We start from the raw sequence: 25,954 nt of genomic DNA, 5'->3' as shown, positions 1-25,954 counted from the left end.
TTGGGGTATCTTTGTCCTATTCCAAACCCAATACCTATGAAAAAATCTATCCTATCCCTGCTCCTATGCCTGCTATTGGCCGGCACCAGTCATGCAGGCTGGTATGTTTGCTATAATTTCAAGGGGAAGATCGGAGACCGTCCAATTCATCTTTCTATTCAGCTGCTGCGTGGTTATGGAGATGACCCGGAAGCCATTACTGTGAAAGGGGTTTACATGTACGATAACCTGAACGAACCTATTCCGATCCACGGTATTCTCAACGAGCGTACCCATATGGTTTTGAAAGAAACCATTAATAACCAGCCGAATGCCATGATGGACTTCCTGTTTTACGGCAATAAGATGAAAGGTACCTGGATGTCATTGAAGAACAACATGACACCCGAAACCCTTGAACTGGAAAAGACCGGGGAACTGATTGATACGGTGGCAAGTGCGAAGATCGATCCGATTGATATTATCCAGAGTGCGAGCCTGAAAGATAAATACCTGGTAGGCGTGTATAGCAAGAAAACGGTTGGTAAGCAAGCCATTATGCGTAAGCTGAAGATTGTAGACAAGGTGACGAACAAGGTGACGCAGGAGATCGACTTTGAAAAAGTGAAAACGGCCAGTGGAAATGTGTGGACCATTATTTATGGCAATACCATTGTAGATGATATTAACAACGATGGCAACAAAGATATTACCGTGTGGAATGATGTGGGAAAGAGAGGCGGGTACCTGTATATTATGTATGACCCGAAGAAAAAGCAATATGTGCTGAATCCTACTCCTGAGGCAGACGAGATCACACCTGCAAAAAATTAAAAGAAGAAGTTGTATCAAAAATTGATACAACTTCTTTTTTTATTTGTTATTTATAAGTCACATTCAAAGTAATCGGCGTAGCTGCCAGCGCCTTAGAAATAGGGCAACCTTCCTTCGCTCCTTTTGCTATCTCGTTGAACTGCTCTTCACTCACTCCTTCAATAGCAGCAGCAACCAGGTCCAGTGTAATACCTGTGATAGCACCAATAGCCGGATCCAGTTCTACTGTCGCTTTGGTATCCAGGTCATTCGCTGTAAAACCAGCTTTGGTCAGTGCGGCACTCAGTGCCATGGTGAAACAACCTGCATGGGAAGCACCCAGCAGTTCTTCAGGGTTTGTACCTACGCCATCTGCAAAACGTGCGTTAAAAGAATACTGTGTATTTGTCAGCACGGTGCTCTGGACAGAAATATTGCCTTTACCTTCTTTTAAATTACCATTCCAATGTGCATTTGCTGTTCTTTTCATAATATCTGGTTTTTAGGTGTTTTGTGTATTTGTTTGTTGATGTAAAATTGGACTTTTCTTAACGCAATAATTTTAACCCAGGTTAAAATGTCAGCACAGAGCCTTTCAGGTATTTCAATTTCTGAAAGGCATACTGCTCCTTAAACCCGGCATTTAAAAAGAGTTGTTTGCACTGTGGGTTTGCATACAGGATCTTGAGCGGACGGGGGTTCCGGATCAGACTTTCCATCACCTGGTCAATGAAATCATTCATGATCACCTCGTCAAAAGGGTTGAACAGGAAGATGACGCCTACCTGGTCAGGAATATTATATTTCCTGGCATCGGCACATACAACATCTACCTTACAATCGCTATACCTCTTCTCCAGTGCGGTCGCCGTTTCCAGCGCATCGCCATAGAGCCTGGGTGAGAAATCAATTCCTATGATATGTTTAAAACCATAGGCAGCTGCAATAGCCAGCACTCTCCCTTTACCGCAACCTACATCCAGGAATGCTGAAACCAGTTCATGCTTTTCCACATGATCAAATAACCAGCTACCTGTATAATAATTCACTGGCTCGTACATGGATGCATGCTCCAGTTCTTCAGCCGGTACATGCGTCGCCAGGTCATCTGTGCCGATTGTCTTTACACCGAAATGCTTTTCCCCGCGAATCTCATACCAGATGATAAAAAAAGCCATGCTGATACCCCAGTGCCAACCGATATAAAAAAAGTAGGACAGGTATTTCATTGAGCGTTTACAAGGTTTAAAAATGGGGTAGTCTGTTGGGTCATTAAACGTGGCTGTATTTCAATTCCGGTACTGAATATAGGCATTTTTGAGTTCAAATCATGCTCCTTATTCATCCATTCATTTTGAAAGCCCTCTCCTGTTTAAAATGCCGCTGCATCTTGCAGGATTCATTTTGGCATCAACATACAAACCCTTACCAGTAAAGGGTTTTATCGGAATTTATAAGTTTGGCATTCTATTTGGCTATTGATAAGTATAAAACACTTGTTATGAAAAAGATAGTTCTTATTACCTGTTTAGTAGCCATTGGTTCAATATACGGTTTTAAGGCTGACGCACAGGTGAGGTTTAATGTGAACGTGAATATTGGCAGCCAGCCAGCGTGGGGCCCTGTGGGTTATGACTATGCTGAATATTACTACATGCCGGATATCGACGCATATTATTACGTACCTGAACGCCAGTTCATATACCTGGAAGGCAGCCGATGGGTGTTTGCACCTGCTTTGCCTCCACGCTTCCATTATGACCTGTATCGTGGTTATAAGGTAGTGGTAAATGAACCTCGTCCTTACCTGCACCCTGTTGTTTACAGGAACAGGTATGCAGGTTACAGAGGTGCCTGGGGGCGTCAGCCAATCATCAGGGATTCACGTAATCCCCGTTACTTTGCTGCTCAGCCTCATGGAGGCGGATATTATGGCGGACATGGTCATGAAGGTGGGCCCGGTTGGAACCATGGTGGTGGTCGTGGTCATGAAGGCGGTGGACCTGGTTGGTACAACGGTGGTGGTCGTGGTCATGAAGGCGGTGGACCCGGTTGGAATAATGGTGGCGGCAGAGGCCATGAGGGCGGTGGACCTGGTTGGAACAATGGTGGCGGACGTGGCAATGGAGGAGGAAATGGTCATGGACACGAAGGTGGACATGGTGGAGGCAATGGCAGACATGGCCGCTAATTAGTCAAATAGAGCGTATTCTCACTAATCACTATAAATCAAAGGAAATAAAAAGGCCCCGACATCTGCCGGGGCCTTATTTATTAAGCTTCTTGTAGTTCCTCTTGTTTGCGGAGGTAGATACGGGTGTATCGCAGGTTCATCCATTGTACACTATCTACATCCAGAGGTGACACTCCTTCCAGTCTCTCTTCCAGTTGTCTGATGGAAATCTTGCTGGCTTCCAGTTCTTTCAGAGAAGCATCCAATAATGCTTCAACTGCGTCGTCGTCTTTTGCATCTTTAAGTTGGACGATTATCTTCGACGCTAATTCTTCTGTTTTCATGTCATTAATCAATTTTTCCGTTAACGTTTTATCCACATTTTAAGAAGCATATCATCGGAAGCGTCTACCAGCTGATAACTATCCGGTACCTCATCTCCCATACTATAATAGGTGACAAAACGGGTACCTGACACCCTTTGGTCCATTATATCCTGCAGGTAGCAGGTATAATAGTCATAAAGATCTGGTGAATAATCAATCTGCTGGTCGATACCGTCTTCCGGTTTCAGATGTTCAAAAAATGAATTGTAAAAGTAAAAACTATCGTACTGGCCTGCGTTAAAACGAGTGAAGTTGCCGCATATGAAGTCGGCATTATCCATCTTCAAGACTTCTTTAGCATTTCTGGCGTACAGATACAGCTCTTTTCGTTGTTCTATTCCGTAAAAATAAGAATCTGGATGAAAATGTGCCCCTATCAGGCAGAATTTACCTACTCCACTACCTATATCCAGGATCCGGGTACCAGGCTTGTGAGCCAGAAATGCCGCAGATGCGGTAGCAATCTGAAGCGGTGTCCAATGCCTCTTTGACAATTGTTGCATCCCTTGCGGATAGATTTGGTCAAAGGAATCATCAGAAGTAAACATTTGCGTATTAAAACGCGAATCACTCATAAACATTCCGGTGTCAAAGTTAACCTGATTCTTTCAGGAAAAATTATATAAACAGGGCAAAAAATTGTCAGAATTAGGGTAATATTCTACTTGAATTTATTAAGTAAAAAAGAGAGTTGAGGATGAAGCGGTTCTGTTCGGGACTTGAGAATGTATAAGATAATTCCTTATTGGTACCATGCTCGTAATCAATATCATTGTGCCCCATATTCACATAAACCATTTTATAGCGCTTATTGGTCCAGGCGACGGGGTAGTACCCGCTATGCCAGATTTCATTTGGTTTAGGCCCCGTACCCAGGGGAAAACTGGCCGGATCGATCGATAATAAGATGGTGATATCCTTATTTTCCCGGAGGTCGTTCGACCATCTATACCACTCATTTGGTGCTGAGCGGAAGGTATCCGGCAACTCCTTAACGATTGTATGTTGTTTGTTTTCTACCCTTAATACAGCGGAAACAGGCCGCCAGGTGTTGCTCCCGTAAGATCCGGAACCCAGGAAGGTATTGTGGTACCAGTCCCAGTCCTGGTTGTAAGCAGAGGGAGTCAGCGCAAAGGCGGAAAAGTGAAATCCCATCCAGGCACCGCCATGTTCCATATATTTTTGAAAAGCGGCTCTTTGGGCAGGGGCTTCCGGACGGGTGTCCAGGAAGAGGATCACGTTGTATTTGGCCAGGGTATCAGGGTTGCATTTACTCCAGTCATTGGTGGAATCGTAGGTCCAGTGATACCTGGCCAGGTTGGCAGGGAACCATTTATTGGCTTCGTGGACAAAGCTGATATGGGCCTGGTCTTCTTTGGCCGTGTAAAAGGCAAGGATTTTCTGGGAGAAACCAGAAAGGGACCAAAGGAGGAATGCTATGAATAAGGTGACTGATTTCATAGTCCAAGTATAGTGAAAATTCGAAATTAATAGTACTCCAAATCGTCACTATAAGGGCACCAAAAGGTCACCTCAATATCCCGGGGATAATGAGGTGACCTTTTGGTGTCGAAGAAGCGTCGAAGAAGCGTCGAAGAAGCATCGAAGAAGCATCGAAGAAGAGTCGAAGAAGAGTCGAAGAAGAGTCGAAGAAGAGTCGAAGAAGAGTCGAAGAAGAGTCGAAGAAGAGTCGAACAAGCATCGAACAAGCATCGAGCATGTGCCAACAATTGCTTTTCTGGGATTTTTTCATTATCTTCCAATAAACCCGCATTCCCCATTGCTACGCTTTATTCTCAATAACGACGACATTGGTACCGCTCTTCCCCCCGGTATGCTGCTGCTGGATTTTATCCGCTATCACCAGCACCTGCCCGGCACCAAAACAGGTTGCAATGAAGGTGATTGCGGTGCCTGCACCGTATTAATAGGCGAACTTCAAAACGGGACGATGCACTACCAGTCCTTTACCTCCTGCCTCACCCCCCTGGGGAACGTAAGAGGTAAACACGTAGTGACCATAGAAGGGATTAACCTTCCCAATTCCCTCACCGCCGTACAGCATGCCATGCAGGATTGTGCCGCCACCCAATGCGGATTCTGTACCCCCGGCTTTGTTATGTCCCTCACAGGATTCTGCCTGAGCCACAAAGCACCTACATTGACCAATGCCATTGCCGCCATAGATGGAAATATCTGCCGCTGCACCGGTTATAAATCAATTGAAAGAGCCGCTGCCAGGGTCGCACAATTATTAGAACCCCGCAATGGTTCCACCCCGGCTCAATATGCTGCGGGTGCCCACATATTGCCTGCATATTTTGTTCATATTCCGGGCCGCCTGGAGGCCCTGCATAGCACCCTGGAATCTGCAAATGATGTAGCCGCCAAACCCATCGGCGGAGGCACTGACCTCTATGTACAACAACACGATGCCCTCAGGCAAAAGGCACTGAGGTTCTTATATGACCAACCTGCACTCAAAGGAATCAGGCAGGAAGGCGACAAATGTATCCTGGGGGCCGCAACAACAGTTGCCGACCTGGTGGCTTCTCCCCTCCTGCAGGCCTACTTCCCCTACCTGAGCAGGTACCTGAAGAAAGTCAGTTCTACCCAGATCAGGAACATGGCCACCATCGCAGGCAATTTTGTAAACGCCTCTCCCATTGGCGATCTCTCCATTTTCTTCCTGGCCCTGGATGCTACTCTCGTACTCAGCGACGGACAAAAGGAAAGAGAACTGCCCCTCAGGCATTTTTTCAAAGGCTATAAACTACTGAACAAGTCAGCCGATGAATACATCGTGCGACTCTGGTTTTACCTGCCTTCCCAACATACTTTATTCAATTTTGAAAAGGTGAGCAAGCGCACTCACCTGGATATTGCCAGCGTGAATACTGCTATCAGCATCACCATGCAATACGATCTTATTGACGACATCCGCATTGCTGCCGGCGGGGTCGGCCCTGTACCACTACTGCTAAAGGAAACAGCCGCCTTCATGACAGGAAAATTGCTCACTGAATCACTGATCAGGGAAGCCGGGTTTCTCTTACAAACGGAAGTCAGCCCCATCTCTGATGCGAGAGGTACTGCCGATTACAAGCGATTATTATTAGCACAATTGTTCAAGGCTCATTTTATTACCCTGTTTCCACAGCTGGAAACAGCCATCCTGATCCGATGAAAAATATAGACTCCCATACGCACGTCACAGGTACTTCTGTATACCTGGACGATTTACCAATACTTCAGGGTACGCTCTTTGCCGCGGCCTACGGCTCTCCCGTGGCACATGGCATCCTGCGCAGACTGGAAATCACCGAAGCACTGCAGATACCGGGAGTAGTACGGATCCTCACGGCAAAGGATATACCCGGTGAAAACCAGATTGGCGGTATTATTCCGGATGAACCACTCTTTGCTGATCATCATATTCACTTTGCAGGCATGCCACTGGCATTGGTTGTGGCCCAAAACCGTGATGCTGCCAGGACTGCCGTGAAAAAGATCCAGGCCATCATCGATCCCCTGGAAGTGATCACCAATCCTAGAATCGCACAGGCAAAAGGTGAGCTCATCATGCCTGCCAAATCTGTGATACAGGGAGATACAAATGCAGCCTGGCCACAGTGTACACACATCTTTGAAGGGGCTATCGACATCAACGGACAGGAGCATCTCTATATAGAAACTCAGGGAGCCTATGCCATTCCACAGGAACATGGTTCGCTGAAAGTATATTCCTCTACACAGGGACCCACTGCTGTGCAAAGAACCATTATGCGGGTATTGGGAATTCCCATGCATCGTTTAGAAGTCGTGGTAACCCGCCTTGGCGGAGGCTTTGGTGGCAAGGAAGACCAGGCAAATACCTGGGCCGCCCTATGTGCGCTAGCCGCACACCTGCTGAAGAAACCGGTGAAATATGCCTTGCATAGAATGGAAGATATGGCCATGACTGGCAAGCGGCATCCTTATATGGCTGATTTTAAAATAGGATTGGACGCTGCCTTGAAAATACTCGCCTACGAGGTGACCTTTTTCCAAAATGCAGGTGCCAGCGCAGACCTTTCTCCGGCCGTTCTGCAAAGAACTTTATTTCATTGTACCAATGCTTACTTTATACCCAATGTAAGTGCGACTGCTTATAGCTGTCGTACCAATTTACCACCGAATACTGCTTTCAGGGGATTTGGCGGACCACAGGGCATGTATGTAATAGAAGCCGCCATTGCTGCTGCAGCAGCAGGTTTGCAGGTTGACAAATCCCTGATTCAAAGCGCGAATTTAATCCGGACAGGTGAGGCTTTCCCCTATGGCCAGATTGCCGAAAGCGAAGCCAGCGCCTGCTGGGATAAGGCAGTCGCCTTGTATGATTTAGAGAATATACGCGCTGCTATCAATGCCTTTAATGCTGAACATCTATTGCTGAAGAAAGGACTGGCATTGATGCCCATTTGTTTTGGTATTTCATTTACCAATACTTTGATGAACAATGCACGCTCCCTTGTGCATATCTATAGCGATGGCAGCGTAGGGATCAGTACTGGTGCTGTAGAGATGGGACAGGGTGTGAATACAAAAATATTGCAGGTAGCGGCTCAGACACTGGGTATTTCATATGACCGGGTCAAGATCAATGCTACCAGTACTTATACGGTCGCCAATACCTCTCCTTCTGCAGCGAGTGCCACGGCAGACCTGAATGGGAAAGCAACCTGGATTGCCTGCAATGCCTTGCTGGAAAGATTGCTGGCTGTGACTGATTTAAACGTTAGCCGGGAGCGTTTATCTATTCAAAATGAAATCGTATTACTGGATGGCGTTGCTACTGACTGGAACTGGTTACGCCTTGTAAACACTGCTTTTGTGCAAAGAGTATCCCTTTCTGAAAACGGGCACTACGCTACTCCTACTATTCATTATGATAGTGAAACCGGCAAGGGGCATCCTTTTGCCTACCATGTATACGGTACTGCGATCATTGAAGTGACAGTCGATTGCCTGCGTGGTACCTATGAAACAGATAGTGTGAAAGTAGTGCATGATTTTGGCGTGAGTATGAACCCGGATATTGACCGGGGACAGATTGAAGGCGGGATAGTGCAGGGAATAGGCTGGATGACACTGGAGGAAGTGATCTATAATGAACAGGGAAAATTGTTATCCAATGCGCTGTCCACTTACAAAGTACCTGATATATATGCAGTGCCCAAAGAAATCCTCATTGACCATTTACATACTGACAATGACAACCTGGCCATCTTCCGCTCAAAAGCTGTGGGAGAGCCGCCTCTGATGTATGGGATAGGTGCCTGGTTTGCATTGCGGGATGCGATCCTGGCTTTTCGCCCGGATGCGGTTATTCCTTTTGTTGCGCCTATGACACCGGAAAAAGTATTGATGGCATTGTATTCAAAACAGTCCGTTCCTGCTTATGAAGAAAAAGTTAGTCACCTGGGAATTGATTCGTGATAGTCTGGAACAGGGTATTGCTGTCATGCTGCTGTATGTATTGCAGAGTGAGGGCAGTAGTCCCGGCAGACAAGGATTTTTCATGGCTGTAAATGCTGTGGGTGAAATGGCGGGGTCTATCGGAGGCGGCATCATGGAACATAAATTTGTTGAAATGGCGCGGGAACAGTTGGTGCAGGATGCGGAGTTCATGGCAGTACGCAGACAGGTGCATGATAAACATAGTGCGAAGGATCAGAGTGGGATGATCTGTTCAGGAGAGCAAACAATTTTGTTGTACCGTGTCCGATCGTGTGATGCACCTTTGATTCAGGAGATGATGGATTGCCTCACTCAATTTAAAACGGGGGTATTGCAGCTTTCTCCGGTGGGTTTACAGTTTTCACTGGCGGGTTTGCAGCTTTCTCCGGAGGGTTTACAATTTTTTCCGGAGGGTTTACAGTTGCCAGATGATACAGGCAGCCCGGGATTTGTGATGCAGTCTGCAGAAGACTGGTGTTACAGGGAAGTGCTGGGCTATAGAGATCATTTATTCCTGGTGGGTGGCGGGCATTGTTCCCTGGCTTTTTCCAAAATCATGTCTATGTTGGAATTTTATATCCACGTATATGATAACAGGCCTCAGCTAAATACTTTCCTGGAAAATGAATGGGCGCATGAAAAAATAATTGTGGAAGATTATAGTGTGTTAAAGGATATGATTCCTGAAGGAGTCAATCATTATGTGGTGGTGATGACAATGGGCTACCGTAGCGATGATATTGTGATCAGGGCTTTGCTGCACAAGCAGTTCAGGTACCTGGGAGTGCTGGGGAGTCAGGCGAAAATAACGCAGCTATTCGGAGAGTATAAGGCAGCAGGCATTCCTGCGCAGGTCCTGCACAGCATACATGCACCTATCGGTATGCCTATAAAAAGCAAGACCCCGGAAGAGATTGCGGTTAGTATTGCAGCAGAGATCATCAGGGAGCGGAATATGCCCGGACCCTGATAATTATGACTAAGAGAAGGAAGCTGGTGTATAGCGGCGTGGCTAATTCCTCATGATGGCCTTAAGGGGTGAAGCCGCACAATTACTCCCTAATGACGGTACCTACGATGTAACCATAAGGTTCATCCGTAGCTATGAACACTTCATTCTGATTGCTCATCCCAAATTGCTCCAGGTTGAAAAGAATGTGATGCTTATTAGGCATTTTCAGCGTGATCTCCTTTACGGCAGGGTAAGCTTCCAGCACCGCTTCGCCCATAGCATAGAGGGTTTGCTGTACGGACAGACTTTTATGCCCCGCAAAGGTACCCAGCAGGGTCGCACGGATATTATCAAACATGGCAGTATAATCGCTCAGGGTGCCTTTGTAGACCCAGCTGGCTTCACACTGGGTGGCAAAGATCCGGTCGCTGGTCTCCTTCAGGGTAGTATAAGGATCTTTGATAAAGTGCTCAAAGCCGGAGTCCGTAGTTTTGAGAATGAGCAGGTCGCTGATACCACTGATGATAGTGGTGCTGGCAGCATTGTAGATGATCTTTGCAGTTCTTTTTTCAGTACCGCCGCTGATGTAAGCATGAGGGGTAATCCTGGACCAGGCAGCTTCCGCGATTTCGATTGTAGCAGTTGACACTTGTTGCTGGGTATGAACAAAATGCTCTGCCAGGCGTAATGCAAAAGCTTCAATGCTGCTGGTAAAATGTTCTTTGGCAAGGGCGTACACTGTGTTCTTTTGTGTGTCTGTTGGCAGGATCTTCGTATTGTCACCAAGGGTATGGGCGGTTTCGAAATCGCCTTTCAGGGATACATTGACAGTGATCTGTCTGAATTCATGGTGATCCTGGTGACGGATGATTTTGGATAACTGTACGGCATTTTTACCGTATGAATTTTCGCCGAGTTTGATCATGATGGTTAACATTTACTTCTCTAATTTAAAAAATTAAATGCCTATTTTTAAATAAGAACTCATATATGTTTGACCTGGCTATAAAAGGGAACCGCATTATTACTCCCGATGGTATGCAACCGGCCGTGGTACTGATTAAAGATGGATTGATTGCAGATGTTGTCACTGTTATACCCGGCGAAGCTGTTAAAAAAATACTCGATATACATGATTATGTATTGATGCCTGGCATCACGGATCCCCATGTACATATCAATGAACCCGGCAGGACGGAGTGGGAAGGATTTACCACGGCTACCCGTGCCGCGCTGGCCAGTGGTATTACCACCCTGGTAGATATGCCATTGAATGCCCACCCGGTTACTACGACCGTAGCTGCCCTGGAAGCTAAGATCAGGTCAGCAAACCTGTTCACCAACTGTGGCTATTGGGGTGGCGTTGTACCCGGTAATGTTGCGGAACTGGAACCATTGATTGAAAAAGGCGTGTTAGGGTTCAAGGCGTTTCTGACACATTCAGGAATTGATGATTTCCCCAATGTGACGGAAGATGACCTGAGGAAGGCGATGCCTGTAATCGCCAAACATGGTTTACCCCTGTTAGTTCATTGTGAGTTATCCACTCCCATGCCGGCATCCCTGGTGGGCACTTATTCCGCTTACCTCGATTCACGCCCCGCTGTATGGGAGGAAAATGCAATTTCACTGATGATCAGGTTGTGCGGCGAATTCAATTGCAGGGTGCATATTGTACATCTTTCGGCTGCTTCGGCATTGCCACAGATCGTAAAAGCAAAGGCAGAAGGGCTGCCACTGACCGTGGAGACGGCCCAGCATTATTTATACTTCAACGCTGAGGATATTCCTGATGGGAATATGGCTTTTAAATGTGCGCCGCCTATCCGTGAGCGGGAAAACAACGAACTGCTCTGGCTGGCCCTTAAATCGGGGATTATTGACCTGGTGGCTACAGATCATTCGCCCAGTCCCTCCCATCTGAAAGAGGGCGGTTATCCGGCATCCTGGGGAGGTATTTCATCTTTACAACTGGCATTGCCTGCTTTGTGGACGGCTGCCCGCCAAAGACAGGTGCCCCTTACACAGCTGGCGCAGTGGTTATGCAGCGCCCCTACTCTCTTAGCGGGTACCCACACATACAAAGGTAAAATAGCGAAGGGATATGATGCTGACCTGGTGATCTGGAATCCTGATCAGTCATTTACAGTCATCCCTGAACAATTACAACATAAACACCCCATCACCCCATATGCCCATGAAACCCTGTATGGTGTAGCACTACAAACCTACCTCAAAGGAGTGAAAGTTTATGATGAAGGCTTATATACTGCTACACCCCAGGGCGAAAACATTTTAAGATTATGAGTACAGCCACCATACTTGCAAGGATAGAAGAACTGGCGGCAATCAGTGAAGACAGCGATTGCCTGACCCGCACTTTTGGTTCACCGGCTTTTATCCGGGCCAGTCAGCTGATATCAGGCTGGATGCAGGAAGCGGGCCTGGAGACCCGGATCGATAATATCGGGAATGTACGGGGCAGACTGGTATCCAAAAATCCTTCGGCGCGTACACTGGTATTTGGTTCACACTTTGATACTGTGGTGAATGCAGGAAAGTTCGATGGTCCATTGGGGGTGTTGATGGCACTGGATGTGGTGAGTTCCCTGGACGTTGAATTACCTTTTCATATTGAGGTAGTTGCTTTTAGTGATGAAGAAGGCGTGCGCTATCATACGACCTACCTGGGGAGTAAGGTGCTAAGCGCCGCCTTTGATATGACACAACTGGCACTACAAGATGCGGCAGGAATTTCACTGGGTGATGCGATTCAAATGATGGGAGGATGTACGGACCAGTTATTGCATGATAAAATAGATGCTGCCGACTGGCTGGGGTATTTTGAAATACACATTGAGCAGGGACCGGTATTGTATGAAAAACATATTCCCGTGGCAATTGTTACTGCTATAGCAGGACAACAGCGTAGTCAGCTGGTATTTAAGGGGATGGCAGGCCATGCGGGAACTGTGCCAATGGATATGCGGCAGGACGCTCTTTGTTGTGCTTCGGAATGCATTTTGATAATTGAACAATGGGCGCTGCAACACTGCGATCGGGTAGTAGCGACTGTAGGAACCTTGCAGGTAGTGCATGGGGCATCGAATGTGATTCCGGGAGAAGTATTGTGTAGTCTTGATTTGAGAAGTGCTGATATAGATATGATAAGGGAAGCACATGTGGAACTCCTGGCGCAGCTAAATGCTGTCTGCGTCAAAAGAAAAATCAGTTTTGAATGGCATGTTGTGCAGGAGACAGCTCCGGTGATTTGTGACCGGGAGTTATCCGGGTTGCTTGAAAAATCCATTCCATCTGCCGAAATAGTAAAACTCGTCAGTGGTGCAGGTCATGATGCCGTAGCCGTATCAGCCATCGCACCTGTTTGTATGCTCTTTGTACGCTGCTTTAAAGGGATCAGTCATCATCCGCTGGAAGATGTGGAAGCGGCTGATATTGAGGTAGCCCTGCAGGTAGCACGCACATTTATTCAGCAACTTATCAGATAAACATATGGAGATTTCAGCACTCACACGTTCCGTTGTAAAAAGTAATCACGCACTCATTTGCCCGGATGGCCATGTGAATAGCGTGATACCCGGATGGACTAATTGTAAAATCAATGTACTCATCAATGAACAGATGGGTGCAGGGCTATGTCAGACACTCGTCACCATGGAGGCGGAAGGTGTAATAAGTGGCAAAACTGCTGCTTCGCAGATTTTCTTCTATGTCATACAGGGTATTTGCACGGTGAATGATACCTTACTCAACGCCGGCCAGTTCGTATATTTCCCTCCGGGAGAAGAATACCTGCTGAAAAGTGCTAGTGCAGGAACACAGGTGCTCAGTTTCCACAAGGTCTATGAACCACTGGAAGGACATCCTACACCCTCTTTGCTCTTTGGTGACAGCGCCAATATACCCGGACCTGCTTTCCTGGGTGATCCGGCTTTAAGGCTCCAGGTATTGCTACCGGAAGACCTCTCTTTTGATATGGCGGTGAATATCTTTACTTATGATCCGGGAGCTCACCTGCCATTTGTAGAAACGCATGTTATGGAACATGGATTACTCTACCTCCAGGGACAGGGTGTGTATATGTTGAATCATGAATGGTACCCTGTCAAAAAAGGAGATGCGATCTGGATGGCACCTTATTGCCAGCAATGGTTTACAGCGATGGGAAAAGAACCGGCAGTGTATATCTATTACAAAAATGTAAACAGGTTTCCAAGTACTATATGACACTGGATGCACTCAATCAGTTGGCCCAGCCCGAGTTGTATACTACATTACAACAATGCTGCGGCGCGCATAAATGGGTGGAAAAGATGATGGCTGATTTCCCCATGGCAAGTGAAACGGCATTACTGGATGCTGCTACCAGGCATTGGGCGGCATGTACACCTGCCGATGGGCTGGAAGCATTCAGTCATCATCCCCGCATTGGTGACCGGCCTGCTTTGCATAAAGAGCAGGCTGGTGTTGCGAATGCATCCACAGCCATCCTGGAGGAATTAGCCAGTTTGAATACGCGTTATGAAGAGAAATTTGGTTACATCTTCATCGTATTCGCCAGCGGAAAATCCGCTACCGACATGTTAGCCCTGCTAAAAGCAAGAATGAATAACAGCCCCGCAGAAGAAATTAAGATCGCCATGGCAGAGCAAGGTAAGATTACACACTTACGACTTGAAAAATTACTTTCATGAGCCAGTTAAGCACCCATATATTGGATACTTCGCTGGGTGCCCCCGCCCGTGAAGTCGCCGTTACCCTGTACGTATTGCACGAAAAAGAATGGCTGCAACTTGCAAGCGGCATCACTAACAATGATGGGCGTGTGACCGACCTGTGGGAAGCAGGTGCCACCATGCCTCATGGCCTGTATAAATTACATTTCGATACACAGGAATATTTTGAACGCAATTTTACCACTTCATTCTTCCCATTTGTAGAAATTGCTTTTTATATCAACAGCCATGAGCACTATCATGTGCCGCTTTTGTTATCACCCTTTGGTTATTCCACTTACCGTGGTTCTTAAACTAATCTACTATGCAACTATCCATCCCCGAATCGGACAAACATGCCCTGCTGGACACTTTGAAAATAGCAAACCTTGCCTTTCAGCAAACTTACCCCGGCGACAGGCCTGAGCGGCAACCCGTACATACTGTGTATGGAGGTGCCAATCTGTTCAAGGCAGATACCTGTATTAAAATGGGTGAAATTGCCCTGCACCATTTTCATACTTATGCACCGGATAGCGGTGTACTGGCCATGGCACTGGAATGGAAAAATGACCGGCTGGCAGAGATCATTTACAAGCAGATCATTCACAAATTACAGACAGAGCCTGTGGAAGATTTTCGAATTGATTTTGAAGATGGATTTGGGAACAGGCCTGATGAGGAGGAAGATGCTACGGCTGTAGCAGCGGCTATTGAACTGGCGAAAGGTATGGAGGCCGGCACCATTTCCCCGTTTATCGGGATCAGGATCAAGCCGTTTACGGAGGACCTGAAACACCGGAGTGTGCGTACGCTGGACCTGTTTATCAGTACATTATTGCAACATACGAACGGGGTATTGCCAGCTAATTTCGTGGTAATGCTGCCAAAGGTGACGATTCCTGAACAGGTGAGTACTTTGGTTCGCTTCTTTGAAGTATTAGAGAAAGTGCATGCGCTGGAACCCGGTACCTTGCAGATGGAGACGATGGTAGAAGCGACACAGATCATTATGGATGATGAGGGACGAAATCCATTGATGCGCATAATCAGGGCGAGCGAAGGGCGATGTATTGCAGCGCATTTTGGCACTTATGATTATACAGCTTCCTGCGGGATTACCGCGAAGTACCAGACGATGGCGCACCCGGTATGTGATTTTGCACATCATATGACGAAGGTAGCATTGGGCGGAACGGGAATTTTTCTTTCTGATGGAGCAACGAATGTGATCCCTGTAGCCTTGCATAAAGGAGATCATTTGTCTTATGCACAACTGGAAGAGAACAGGGAGCATGTGCATAGGGCCTGGAGAACGGGGTATCACCATACGATGCATTCACTGATTAACGGGTTTTACCAGGGATGGGATCTGAACCCGGCACAGTTGCCCATGCGTTATGCGGCGACTTATCATTTCTTTTTGAGTAATTATGAAGATGCGGTGTATAGGTTGAAAACGTTCGTGGAGCGGGCGGCGATTTCTACTTTGACGAAGGATATTTTTGATGATGCGGCTACGGGGCAGGGATTGTTAAACTTCTTCCTCAAAGCCATTAATTGTGGTGCAGTCTCTGAGGAAGAAGTTTTGGCGACGGGCCTGACGATGGAGGAGATCAGGACGAGGTCGTTTTTCAGAATATTGGAAGGTAGAAGGAAACTGTCTATTTGATATGGGTGGCCAGGGCGGCGGATGGCAAAAAATTAGTTCTTTGCCAGGGGCCCTATCCCTGCTTTTTTAATTTTCTCCACAACAAAGGTACCCACACGCGTTCCCTGATCCACTCCATTATCCACAGAATCACGATAGTGAATGCCACCATAAATACGTGACACTGCGGCCTCTTTTGCTGCATTCCAGAACGAAGTAAAATGCCGGGGTGTCAGCTCCCAGAATTCCTCTGAATTATCTGTGTATTCGAAATTATCTCCGAACAGATAGGTGAGCATTGTGGCCACTGCAGAAGATACCACGCTATGTCCGCTTGTATATTCAGGGAATGGAGGGGTCTGTAAATTCGGCTTCCATTTTACATCAATATACTTATTGATAAAGGCTTCTGGACGAATCCTGTTAGTACTATATTTTGCATCCCAGCAGGTAATAAAAGCATCCATCATCACGTTGGCAGCCAGCATATGTGCCTGCAAAGTCTGGTCAAAATCTAATTTTGCTTTGCGGCAGGCAATACCGGTGATATTCATCCAGTGACCACCAGGGGTGATTTTCTTAAACCCGATTGCCATGTGTCCATAAGTACTTACTGCAAATGGATTACAATCCCAGAAACCGGCAATGGTCATTTCCTCTTTTGTAGGATTTACCCCATACTTGTACACTTCCATATTCAGCCTATAAAAATCACTGCTGGTATCTTTACTGAAAGCTGTCATCGGTTTTGGTTTAAACTGTGAACAGCTATCAATCACCATCGGACGGATGGTACGCCAGTTAGGCTCCACAGCGTCCATATAAGCAGGTGGTGTAGGATACCAGTACCCCTCTCCTTTCAGCGGTGTATACCTGCGAAGGGTACTGAGCTTACCATAGCCATCTCCTTTGGACCATGCTACGATTTGCTTTACCACACCTTCTGCCACCATCACAGAGTTCTTAATGATACTATCAGGTACCTGGTCTTTCTTAAAGAGATCGATCAGTTTCTTCTCATCCTCTGTGAGCATATAGCCGGAAGGTAATAACTGCTTACCTGCTTCTAAGATAGCATATACAGATGCCACCTTATAATCGTAGGTTCTGCCACTATCCTGTATGGCAATGGCAGGATAGGATTTTATAAATGAAGCTGCACCTGGTATGGAAGGATTATGCTTTACAATGATCTGGTAAGCTGCCAGCGTTGCATAACTATAGAAACGTGTAGCTGCCGGCGGATTTACTACATCGTGCATCATCACCATGGAAAGAGAAAATACTGCCGGTTGTATATAATCGGTAAAAGGTGCCTTGTCGTACTGCTGTTGCGCATGCCCCAGCTGACTAACGAGTAACAATCCAAAGATGAGTTTCTTCATACTTATTTTTCTTTATAAAGTGAGATACCTTCATTGTTTACACCAACTGCCACAAAGTTCTTTCCATTGATGGCGATTTCGCTGGCGGACTTTACATCGCCTTTGATGCAAATACCCGCTTCTGACTGATCCACATAAGTAAATCCGCCTTTGCCATCGCCTTTGAGCAGGCAACCATAGCTGGCATCAAAACTACCCAGCTTCAGCCGGTTGTCGCAATGGTTACCAAGCAATAAGAGGTCTGGCTTACCATCCTCATTGAAATCACCTGTCAGGATTTTGGTAACTACTGAGAACTGTGCTTCCATTGGTAAAGGTGATACGACCAGTTTGCCGTTCTTATTCAGCAGGCACAGGCTGCGGGTTTCAGTCACGGTCAGCTTACCTGCTTTCGCCAGATCATCCGGTGCAACAATGTCTTTCATAGTGGCATCTGAATAGTGCTTATAAGAAGTAAATTTCTTACGCATGGGGTAGATCTGGTCATTTAACTCATCTCTGCTCACGTAAGGATAACTTACACCTTGTATATAGTAGTTCAGGAAGGGATCAATATTTCCATTCTTATCGAAGTCAGCATAATACAATTCAGCAGGCTCTTTCGGAGAAGCCTTGATTTGGGTGTTTAGTCCCAGGTTGCCGGCTATGAGGTCATCATTGCCATCACCATCCACATCTTTCACAGCCAGGCTAAACCAGAAACCGTTTTGCGGCTGATCGAAGTAATCGTTCGTTTTATCTTTGAAGCCATCTCCTTTATTGATGTATACTGACAATGGCATCATTTCACCACATACTACCAGGTCTTTACGGCCATCTTTGTCCAGGTCTATCCATTGTGCATCTGTGATCATACCGGTTTTGGCAAACGGTACATCAGCTACTGTGAACTTACCTTTGCCGTTATTTACCAGCAGGTAAGATAGCGGTGACAGCGGGTATTGGCCGGGTATTACGCGACCACCTACAAAGAGATCGATGTCCCCGTCATTATCAAAGTCGCAGGGGCGTACACAGGACTTACTGTTTGCGCTTACATCAGGCAGGTTTTCACTCATTTTCACAAGTATCCCTTTCCCATTGTTAATAAACAGTTCGTCCTGCAACATAGGTGTATTCGGATCGCAATTGAAGTAACCACCCATGGCGAGATACAGGTCAGCGTAACCATCTCCGTTAGCATCAAAGAAGGTCGCATCGGACACACAGTTTTCAGCCGGGTCTTCCAGCTTCATGCCTTTATTCATTTCGAAGCTGCCATTCCCAAGCTGGTTGTAGATGCGACCGGGCAGTTCTCCATTGCCACTTACATAGAGGTCTTCTTTACCATCTTTATCTACATCGGCCTTTGCAATGACCGGTCCTGTTTTGGAATACATGAACAACATGAGCAACTGGCGTTTGAAGTCGTTTGCCTGCATTTCTTCATGCTTGTAGTCGATGAGGCCATCCGTTTTTGTAAAGACAGGTTTCAGCATTGTAGCAGGTGGTAAAGCAGCGTTTGGTGCAAAGTCCACTTTCAGTAGCTGGTTGGCAGCTACATCTTTCATACGTTGCTCTTTATTACCGGGCCATACGATCAGTACAGAATCTGCTTTTGCTGCCTTGCCCAGACCAAATAATAATTGGGTAGAAACGGCACCCAGGTAACCTTTGCCTGGATTTACTTCCTGGTATTGTTGGATACCATTGGCATATACATATACCTTGGCACCGATGGCCTGTGTATTCTTTCCTTCGCCGTGCAGTTTGAAAGAGAGGTAAGCGGTCTTATCCTGCTCCCTGCTCATGTTCTGATAAATACCAGCCGGATCATTGATCCGGTTGATCACGAGGTCCAGGTCCCCATCGTTGTCCAGGTCAGCATATACAGCACCACTGGAAACCCCGGGTTGATCAATGCCCCACTCCTGTTGTTTGTTGGAAAAAGTGAGGTCATGGTTATTGCGGAAGATATAATTTTTCAGAGGTGTAACCGGCATGGCGGTGATCAGGTCCATGAACCTGATGGGTTCGCGCTCCATCGCTTTCTTCACTTTGTAATCACCCCAGTAGCGCAGGAAGTCTTTGTTGGTATAATCACGCAGGTAGCCATTGGTGACAAAGAGGTCTTTATAACCATCGTTATCAAAGTCCGCCAGCAGCGGGCACCAGCTCCAGTCAGTGTTAGAGACACCGGCCAGCTGACCGATTTCGCTGAAGGTACCATCGCCATTGTTCAGTTGCAGCATATTGCGCATATACTGCTCATAAAGGTCCTGTGACTTCATCAGGTCGTGCATCTCGTAGCTCTCTTCCATCTGTAGCAGTTTCTGGCGTTTGTTATCTTCAGGGAGCATATCGAGTGTCAGCACATCCGGTAAACCGTCGTTGTTATAATCAGCAATGTCTACTCCCATGGAGAAGTGCGACAGGTGCTTAAAAGTTTCTTTTGTACGTTCGCTGAACGTACCGTCATGGTTGTTGATGTATAGATAATCTGGTTCGTTGTAGTCGTTCGTTACATAAATATCTTCCCAACCATCTTTATTAATATCAGCTACAGCTATCCCCAGTCCGAAGGTAAGTGGGTTCTGAATGATGCCGGCTTTGAGTGTGATATCAGTGAAGTGATTGTTGTCATTGCGATAGAGTTTATTGCCGGCGAGAGAGTCGGTCAGTGCCTTGTACCTGGCAAACTCCATGTTATCGATTTTGTTGGTGCTGTGGTTGAGGAGGAACATATCCAGGTCCCCATCGTTGTCTATATCAAAGAAGACTGCGTTGGTGCTATAATCAGGATCGTCCAGGCCATATTCCTTTGCCTTCTCCACGAATTTCATGTTGCCCTGGTTGATAAAGAGCTGGTTGCGGCGGGCAGCATCATCGCGCTTACCGGAGTAGCAGATGTAGATATCAAGTAGTCCGTCGCCATTTACATCGGCCATGGTGACCCCTGTTTTCCAGCTATCAGCTTTGCCGCCGATGCCTTTGCCGGCATCTTTGGTAATGTCTTTGAACTGCATGTTGCCCAGGTTCTGGTAGAGTGCACCGGGTTGCATGTTTGCAGTGAAGTACAGATCCTGTAATCCATCATTGTTCAGGTCACCTACGGCTACACCGGCACCATTGTAAAAGTATTCGTATTGCAATACGTTCAGGCCCTCTGTTTCATTGAGGGGATTGGAGAACTTAATGCCGGTAGATTTGGAAGGAAGCTGCTGGAAGAGCTTTTGCTGTGCATGGATGGCAGTGGAGATGCAGGATGCCATCATGAGGGCCAGCAAGGAGGTGGAATAACGCATGGATAAATAGTTTTTCAAGTGTTCCCATTCTTAAAGTTGAAGAGTTAATGCGGTATTATGCCGCATTAACTCTTCTTATATCTAACTAGTCATGAACCAAACATTATTAAGAAGCCGGATCCCACCATACACGGGATACCCAGGTATCACCTGCAGAAAGACCGCTTACACCTGATTTATAGTTTGTACTATTCAGTGTAGCTTCTGTAACAGGGTACAGTTGTCTTCTTGGAATCTGACCACCGGTGAAGTTAGCATCGTACACAACAGGAGTGAGTACAGGATAGCCGGAACGGCGCCAGTTGAACCATGTTTCGATATAGTTGAACTGAATACCGGTAGTAGCCCAGTACTGCTCGTTGATCTGCTTCAGGGAAGCGGTGGTAGATGTTATATCCAGCGGATGTAAAGCTACCCAGGCAGTAGCTGTGGTAGAAGAGATGGTCAGCGCGGAACCCAGGGTAGCCAGGGAAGTCAGACCAGCCACGGTACCAGCAGCATAGTGAGTAGCAGCAGTACCACCTACGTTCCAACCTCTTACAGCAGCTTCAGCCAGCAGTAATTCAGTTTGTGCATAAGTGAGCACAAAGATTGGAGAGTTAAGGTTGGTATATACGGAAGCCACGGGGCGGGAGTATTTACCGAGTGGTGTTTCATCATCACCGGTACCGGTAGAACCAGCATAGTTTGGTGCTTTGGTTACATCGGTAGGACCACCGTTCAGGTCATAACCATTTGGTAAACCTAACTGAGCAGAAGGAGTTGTGTTACCGGCAGTGGTTACTTTATTAGCAGCCAGGCCAGCCTGCGGTACTTCGGATACCACACCTAATCTTGGGTCATTGTTATCTCTCAGATAGTCGATGAGGGTTTTGCTCCATCTTGTCTGATACAGGTCAGTACCATATACTCTGGCCTGTGCGTTATCGTGACCATTGGTACTTTGAACGTTGATATACGCATCATCAGCGGTGCTGGTGAATACGCCACCTGCCACTGCTTTCTCAGCCCATGTCTGGGCGGTAGCAGGTGCTACTTTGGTGAGGCGCATTGCTGCACGCAGCATCAGGGAGTAAGCGAACTTTTTCCATTTAGTGATATCACCGCCATAGTACAGGTCGCCGGTTACCAGTGTTTTGCTGGCATCGAACATACCGATAGCAGTAGTCAGATCATTAAAGATAGAGTTATAGATCTCTTCCTGTTTGTCGTAAGCAGGCTGTGTAACGCCTGTCTTACCCTGGAATGCCTGAGAATAAGGCACATCACCATATACATCCGTTACCTGCTGGAGAATCATGGCTTTCATGATCATACAGGTTGCGGTCAGGTTTGCTTTGCTCGGATCATCCTTGGTCAGGGTAATCGCTTCAGACACCAGGTTACCGGCACCGGTGTAGTAGAGGTCTGTAGAACCGTAATCGGTATTCCAGATACGACCCTGGTAGTCGGAGGTACCACTGGTAGCTACATACTTGTCACCGTTAGACAGGTAGTTGGAAGTCAGCGAGGAGGTAGATGCCATAATCTGCGTCCAGAAACCCTCGAACAGGAACATGTTGTACCCCTGGGAGCTGAAAGCATGCTGCGCACTTGTGAGCAGGTAGTTTGGATTATACAGATCAGCACTTGTTTGCGTCGGGTCTGTATTGATATCGTTGAAGTTCTTGGTACATGAAGCTGATTGCATCAACAAACCAGCCAGACCTATATAAATGAAGTATCTTTTCATGACTTATCTTATTTGAATTTGACATTAACGTTCACACCATAAGTCCTTGCAGAAGGAACGCTTGTACCTTCAATACCTGCATAGGTAACCAGTGTAGAGAAACCGGATTCAGGATCGATGATACCGGATCTTCTCATGATAGTCCAGAGGTTACGACCTACCAGAGAAACGTTGATTGAACGGATCAGCGGAACACTGCCGAACAGTTTCTCGCTCAGGGTATAACCCAGGGTGAGCTGACGTAATTTGATATAGTCACCATTCAGTACGCTCAGCGGACCAGTGATGTTTCTGTTAAAGATAGCCTGGTAGTAAGCCTGAGATGTTACAGATTTGGTATTGGTTGCACCGCTTTCGTATACACCGGTAGTGATACCAGTTTCACGGCCATTCAGGGTTTCTTTGTTCAGACCACGGTAGATGCTATATGCTTTGGTAGCAGAGAGTACTTTGTTACCATAGTTATAGTCAATCAGGAATGAGAAGGTAATGTTCTTATAGCTGAAATCGTTGTTCAGACCACCATACAGTGTAGGCAGTACAGTACCCCATGATTTCAGATCACCCTGTAAAGGAAGGCCAGCATCATCTACTACGATGTTACCTTTACCATCCATTTTGTAGTCATAACCCAGGATCTGAGGACCTGCTTTACCAACCTGGTAAGCGGTATAGATAGAACCGTGGTTAGGACGGTCAGTACCCAGAGTGATGGTGTTGTTGTTATTGTCAGTATGGAGAATTTCGTTCTTAACTGAAGTTAAGTTGAATGATACGTTCCAGTTGAAATCTTTGTTAGTGATTGGAGTACCATTGATCAGTACTTCCAGACCTTTGTTCATAGTGCTACCAGTTGGTACATAACCAGCGTTGTAACCGGTAGACAAGCTGAAGTTAGCACTCATGATTTCGTTCTTGGTCTTGCGGTGGAAGTAAGCAACGTCCAGGCCTAATCTGTTGTCAAACCATTTCAGTTCCGCACCAACTTCAAACTCTGTTACGGTGAATGGTTTCAGCAGACCGGAAGGCAGTGTATTGCTGAAACGACCGGTTGGAATACCATTGATGGTGCTTTCCAGGCCGTAGTAAACCATTGTCTGGTAAGGTTTAACCGGCTCGCCGGAAGTCTGTGCGTAGCTTGCGCGGATCTTACCGTAGCTCATCTTAGGCATCTTGGTCAGTTCGGAGAACACGAAGCTACCGGATACTGATGGTGTGAAGATACCTACCTGGCTGTTAGGAATACCGGTACCTGCCAGTGTAGAGAACGCATCGTAACGACCGGTGGTACTTAAGTTCAGGTATGATTTCCAGTTTAAGTCAACTGAATAGTAACCTGAGTGAGATTCCTTTTTAGTATAAGCGTAAGATCTGTTAAAGGTATAAACGTTAGTAGGTGTATACAGGTAGTTTACAATGAAAGGACCACCGCTGATGGTGATGTTTTCAGTGTTATTTTTCAGCATGTTAGCACCTACTACAGCGCTCACCACCAGGTCTTTGGTAATGTTCTTGTTGCTAACGCCTACGAACACATCGCCATTGAGCTGACCGGAGAATGGAGTCTGCAGGTTGTAGCTACCAGTCTGGTTACTGTAGTTCTGGTTCTTGGTATAGTCAGTACCGGTAGGCTCGATCTTCAGAATGCGGTCATTCTCATAATCGTAACCAACACGGCCACTGGCGTATAACCAGTCAGTCAGGTTGTATTTAACAGTTACAGCGGAGATCAGGCGTTTACGACCGATGTTGTTGATGTAACGGTTGATAACGAACCATGGGTTAGTTACGTAGTTATCATCTGTCCAGAGGATTTCAGCACCATTTGCATCATAACCCGGATCGAGGATTTTTTCATTGATGTTGTTAGCGATGAACAGACCGTTGTTCACGTTCAGCGGACCATCAGACAGCTGCGGTTTGTTTTTCTGCAGCTCATCGATGTAGTTCGCCATTACCTTCACGTTCAATTTTGGTGTGATATTCTGATCAACGTTCAGGTTGATAGATTTTCTATTCAGACCAGAGTTACGAACGATTGACTGGTTGTCCAGGTTAGACAGTGACAGGCGGAAAGTTCCTTTATCACCACCGGAAGACATAGACACAGTGTTGGTGAAGGTTGGACCTGGGCGGTAGAAGTTCTTGATATTGTCTTTGTATGCAGAGTATGCATAAGATTTACCATCGAACTGAGTGAAAGAAGAACCATCCAGTTTACCACCCCAGCTTAAGCGGGTAGTACCCTGTGCGCCGGAAGCGTTTGCAGGTTTAACCCCACCGGTACCCTGACCGTAGGTATACTGCCAGTCGGTGAAGTCGATCGCCTTATCTACAGCGTAGTTCATGTTATAATCAACAGAGAAAGTACCTTTCTTACCAGATTTGGTGGTAATGAGGATTACGCCGTTTGCAGCACGTGCACCATATAATGCAGATGCAGCCTGGCCTTTCAGGACGGTCATATCTTCGATATCATCAGGGTTCAGGTTTCCGATACCATCACCGGCATCAGCACCACCCCACTCACCTGCGCTACCACGCTGAGTGTTGTCCATAGGAACACCGTTGATTACGAACAGTGGAGATCCACCGGAGTTCATACTTGGCATACCACGCAGCAGGATACGTGCAGAAGAACCAGGACCACCACCGGAACCGTGTACATTCACACCGGAAACGCGGCCACCCAGGGAGAGTGCAACGTTTGTTTCACGTGCTTTGGTCATGAGCTCACCGCCTACCTTGGCAACTGAGTAACCTAACTTTGAGTTATCTTTTGCGATACCCAGAGCTGTTACAACCAGTTCACCCAACTGTGTGGCAGATTCTTCGAGCGTAGTAGACACAGAATTTTGTCCTGCAGCTACTTCGATTGTCCTGGTAGTATAACCTACAAGTGAGAATTGTAATTGAAAAGCGCTTTCCGGTGCTCCTTTTAGTGTGAAAGATCCATCTGCACCGGAAACTGTCGCTACACTCTTTCCTTTAACCAGTACGGTTACAGTGGGAAGACCAGCTCCGGATTTGCTATCCTTAACACTCCCGGTGATCTGCCTAGTTTGTGCAAATGCTGCCGTTGAAAGCAACATTGCGATGATCAGCAAACGAAGTTGTCTCATTATCGAATTAGTTTTTGGTTAGGTAATAAATGAGTGGTGTGCACTCCTTTCTCAGATTGACAACGGGCTAGCGGCTCCGCATTGGTTCTACATTTCATTTTGGTTTCTGTATAAAATTTTCGTTTTTAGAAAATACGTGGTCGGCCCGCCTTCTTTTAAGGCAAGAGAATTTCATCTACCACATGGATAGGAATTGCAGATTACAGTATGTAATGTTGTGACTACAGGCTAGTGTGCATGAC

At 46.6% G+C, this 25,954-nt stretch carries 21 protein-coding genes; 11 read left to right on the top strand and 10 right to left on the bottom strand.

Going from position 1 to position 25,954, the window contains the following annotated elements:
- Nucleotides 1-36 precede the first annotated feature (36 nt).
- Nucleotides 37-813: a hypothetical protein gene (locus DXN04_RS33295; RefSeq protein ID WP_116857753.1), complete on the top strand. Its 777-nt coding sequence runs from the start codon at nucleotides 37-39 to the stop codon at nucleotides 811-813.
- Nucleotides 814-859: 46 nt separating this feature from the next.
- On the opposite strand, the gene DXN04_RS33290 is transcribed toward DXN04_RS33295, so the two are convergent.
- Entirely contained in the window at nucleotides 860-1,282 is a 423-nt protein-coding gene (locus tag DXN04_RS33290; protein WP_116857752.1) for an OsmC family protein, read from the bottom strand.
- An 82-nt stretch (nucleotides 1,283-1,364) separates the two neighbouring features.
- Nucleotides 1,365-2,021: a class I SAM-dependent methyltransferase gene (locus tag DXN04_RS33285; RefSeq protein ID WP_116857751.1), complete on the bottom strand. Its 657-nt coding sequence runs from the start codon at nucleotides 2,019-2,021 to the stop codon at nucleotides 1,365-1,367.
- Nucleotides 2,022-2,293: 272 nt separating this feature from the next.
- Here DXN04_RS33285 and DXN04_RS35015 point away from each other — a divergent pair, with 272 nt between their 5' ends.
- Nucleotides 2,294-2,983 carry a hypothetical protein gene (locus DXN04_RS35015; protein ID WP_158569292.1) on the top strand — a complete coding sequence of 230 codons (690 nt, stop codon included), beginning with the start codon at nucleotides 2,294-2,296 and terminating at the stop codon, nucleotides 2,981-2,983.
- Nucleotides 2,984-3,066: 83 nt separating this feature from the next.
- On the opposite strand, the gene DXN04_RS33280 is transcribed toward DXN04_RS35015, so the two are convergent.
- The 3 genes from DXN04_RS33280 to DXN04_RS33270 all read right to left on the bottom strand — a co-directional run bounded on the left by DXN04_RS33280 (nucleotide 3,067) and on the right by DXN04_RS33270 (nucleotide 4,812).
- Nucleotides 3,067-3,321, bottom strand: a complete 255-nt coding sequence (locus DXN04_RS33280; RefSeq protein WP_147320140.1) for a hypothetical protein — start codon at nucleotides 3,319-3,321, stop codon at nucleotides 3,067-3,069.
- An 8-nt stretch (nucleotides 3,322-3,329) separates the two neighbouring features.
- Nucleotides 3,330-3,854 (bottom strand): class I SAM-dependent methyltransferase, encoded by a 525-nt coding sequence (locus DXN04_RS33275; protein ID WP_158569291.1) that lies wholly within the window; start codon nucleotides 3,852-3,854, stop codon nucleotides 3,330-3,332.
- 145 nt (nucleotides 3,855-3,999) lie between these two features.
- Nucleotides 4,000-4,812 (bottom strand): ThuA domain-containing protein, encoded by an 813-nt coding sequence (locus tag DXN04_RS33270; protein WP_116857748.1) that lies wholly within the window; start codon nucleotides 4,810-4,812, stop codon nucleotides 4,000-4,002.
- Between the two features lie 319 nt (nucleotides 4,813-5,131).
- Between DXN04_RS33270 and DXN04_RS33265 the strand changes: the two genes are divergently transcribed.
- From DXN04_RS33265 to DXN04_RS33255, 3 genes are read left to right on the top strand one after another with little or no spacing between them, the layout of a single operon-like run.
- The gene (locus tag DXN04_RS33265) at nucleotides 5,132-6,538 is read left to right on the top strand and encodes an FAD binding domain-containing protein (protein WP_233525743.1); all 1,407 of its coding nucleotides are present in this window, start codon (nucleotides 5,132-5,134) and stop codon (nucleotides 6,536-6,538) included.
- The gene (locus tag DXN04_RS33260; RefSeq protein WP_116857746.1) at nucleotides 6,535-8,829 is read left to right on the top strand and encodes a xanthine dehydrogenase molybdopterin binding subunit; all 2,295 of its coding nucleotides are present in this window, start codon (nucleotides 6,535-6,537) and stop codon (nucleotides 8,827-8,829) included. The genes DXN04_RS33265 and DXN04_RS33260 overlap by 4 nt, the downstream gene beginning before the upstream one ends.
- Nucleotides 8,792-9,820 carry an XdhC family protein gene (locus tag DXN04_RS33255; RefSeq protein ID WP_116857745.1) on the top strand — a complete coding sequence of 343 codons (1,029 nt, stop codon included), beginning with the start codon at nucleotides 8,792-8,794 and terminating at the stop codon, nucleotides 9,818-9,820. Before DXN04_RS33260 ends, DXN04_RS33255 begins: the two co-directional genes overlap by 38 nt.
- Before the next feature lie 82 nt (nucleotides 9,821-9,902).
- Here the strand turns inward: DXN04_RS33255 and pucL are convergent, their stop codons facing one another.
- Nucleotides 9,903-10,739: a factor-independent urate hydroxylase gene (gene pucL, locus DXN04_RS33250; protein WP_116857744.1), complete on the bottom strand. Its 837-nt coding sequence runs from the start codon at nucleotides 10,737-10,739 to the stop codon at nucleotides 9,903-9,905.
- A 53-nt stretch (nucleotides 10,740-10,792) separates the two neighbouring features.
- On the opposite strand from pucL, the gene allB reads away from it, so the two are divergent.
- Genes allB through DXN04_RS33220 form a run of 6 tightly spaced genes read left to right on the top strand, consistent with a single transcriptional unit; the run spans nucleotide 10,793 to nucleotide 16,210 of the window.
- Complete coding sequence (gene allB, locus DXN04_RS33245; RefSeq protein WP_116857743.1) at nucleotides 10,793-12,109, top strand: allantoinase AllB; 1,317 nt, start codon at nucleotides 10,793-10,795, stop codon at nucleotides 12,107-12,109.
- Nucleotides 12,106-13,311: a M20 family metallo-hydrolase gene (locus DXN04_RS33240; protein ID WP_116857742.1), complete on the top strand. Its 1,206-nt coding sequence runs from the start codon at nucleotides 12,106-12,108 to the stop codon at nucleotides 13,309-13,311. Before allB ends, DXN04_RS33240 begins: the two co-directional genes overlap by 4 nt.
- Nucleotides 13,312-13,315: 4 nt before the next feature.
- On the top strand, nucleotides 13,316-14,050 hold the full coding sequence (gene allE, locus DXN04_RS33235) for a (S)-ureidoglycine aminohydrolase (RefSeq protein ID WP_116857741.1): 735 nt from the start codon (nucleotides 13,316-13,318) through the stop codon (nucleotides 14,048-14,050).
- Nucleotides 14,047-14,517 carry a 2-oxo-4-hydroxy-4-carboxy-5-ureidoimidazoline decarboxylase gene (gene uraD, locus DXN04_RS33230; protein WP_116857740.1) on the top strand — a complete coding sequence of 157 codons (471 nt, stop codon included), beginning with the start codon at nucleotides 14,047-14,049 and terminating at the stop codon, nucleotides 14,515-14,517. The genes allE and uraD overlap by 4 nt, the downstream gene beginning before the upstream one ends.
- Nucleotides 14,514-14,852, top strand: coding sequence for a hydroxyisourate hydrolase (gene uraH / locus DXN04_RS33225; protein WP_116857739.1), 339 nt, complete (start codon nucleotides 14,514-14,516; stop codon nucleotides 14,850-14,852). Before uraD ends, uraH begins: the two co-directional genes overlap by 4 nt.
- Nucleotides 14,853-14,863: 11 nt before the next feature.
- Nucleotides 14,864-16,210, top strand: coding sequence for a DUF6986 family protein (locus DXN04_RS33220; protein WP_116857738.1), 1,347 nt, complete (start codon nucleotides 14,864-14,866; stop codon nucleotides 16,208-16,210).
- A 32-nt stretch (nucleotides 16,211-16,242) separates the two neighbouring features.
- On the opposite strand, the gene DXN04_RS33215 is transcribed toward DXN04_RS33220, so the two are convergent.
- From DXN04_RS33215 to DXN04_RS33200, 4 genes are all read right to left on the bottom strand, one after another.
- Nucleotides 16,243-17,574 (bottom strand): vanadium-dependent haloperoxidase, encoded by a 1,332-nt coding sequence (locus tag DXN04_RS33215; RefSeq protein WP_116857737.1) that lies wholly within the window; start codon nucleotides 17,572-17,574, stop codon nucleotides 16,243-16,245.
- 2 nt (nucleotides 17,575-17,576) lie between these two features.
- Nucleotides 17,577-20,858, bottom strand: a complete 3,282-nt coding sequence (locus tag DXN04_RS33210; RefSeq protein WP_199415197.1) for a VCBS repeat-containing protein — start codon at nucleotides 20,856-20,858, stop codon at nucleotides 17,577-17,579.
- A gap of 106 nt (nucleotides 20,859-20,964) precedes the next feature.
- Nucleotides 20,965-22,590 (bottom strand): SusD/RagB family nutrient-binding outer membrane lipoprotein, encoded by a 1,626-nt coding sequence (locus DXN04_RS33205; RefSeq protein ID WP_199415196.1) that lies wholly within the window; start codon nucleotides 22,588-22,590, stop codon nucleotides 20,965-20,967.
- Nucleotides 22,591-22,598: 8 nt separating this feature from the next.
- Nucleotides 22,599-25,712, bottom strand: coding sequence for a SusC/RagA family TonB-linked outer membrane protein (locus DXN04_RS33200; protein ID WP_116857736.1), 3,114 nt, complete (start codon nucleotides 25,710-25,712; stop codon nucleotides 22,599-22,601).
- Nucleotides 25,713-25,954 lie beyond the last annotated feature (242 nt).

It is taken from the genome of Chitinophaga silvisoli, from assembly GCF_003412465.1.
Lineage (GTDB): Bacteria > Bacteroidota > Bacteroidia > Chitinophagales > Chitinophagaceae > Chitinophaga > Chitinophaga silvisoli.
This window is presented reverse-complemented; position numbering and strand designations above follow the sequence as displayed.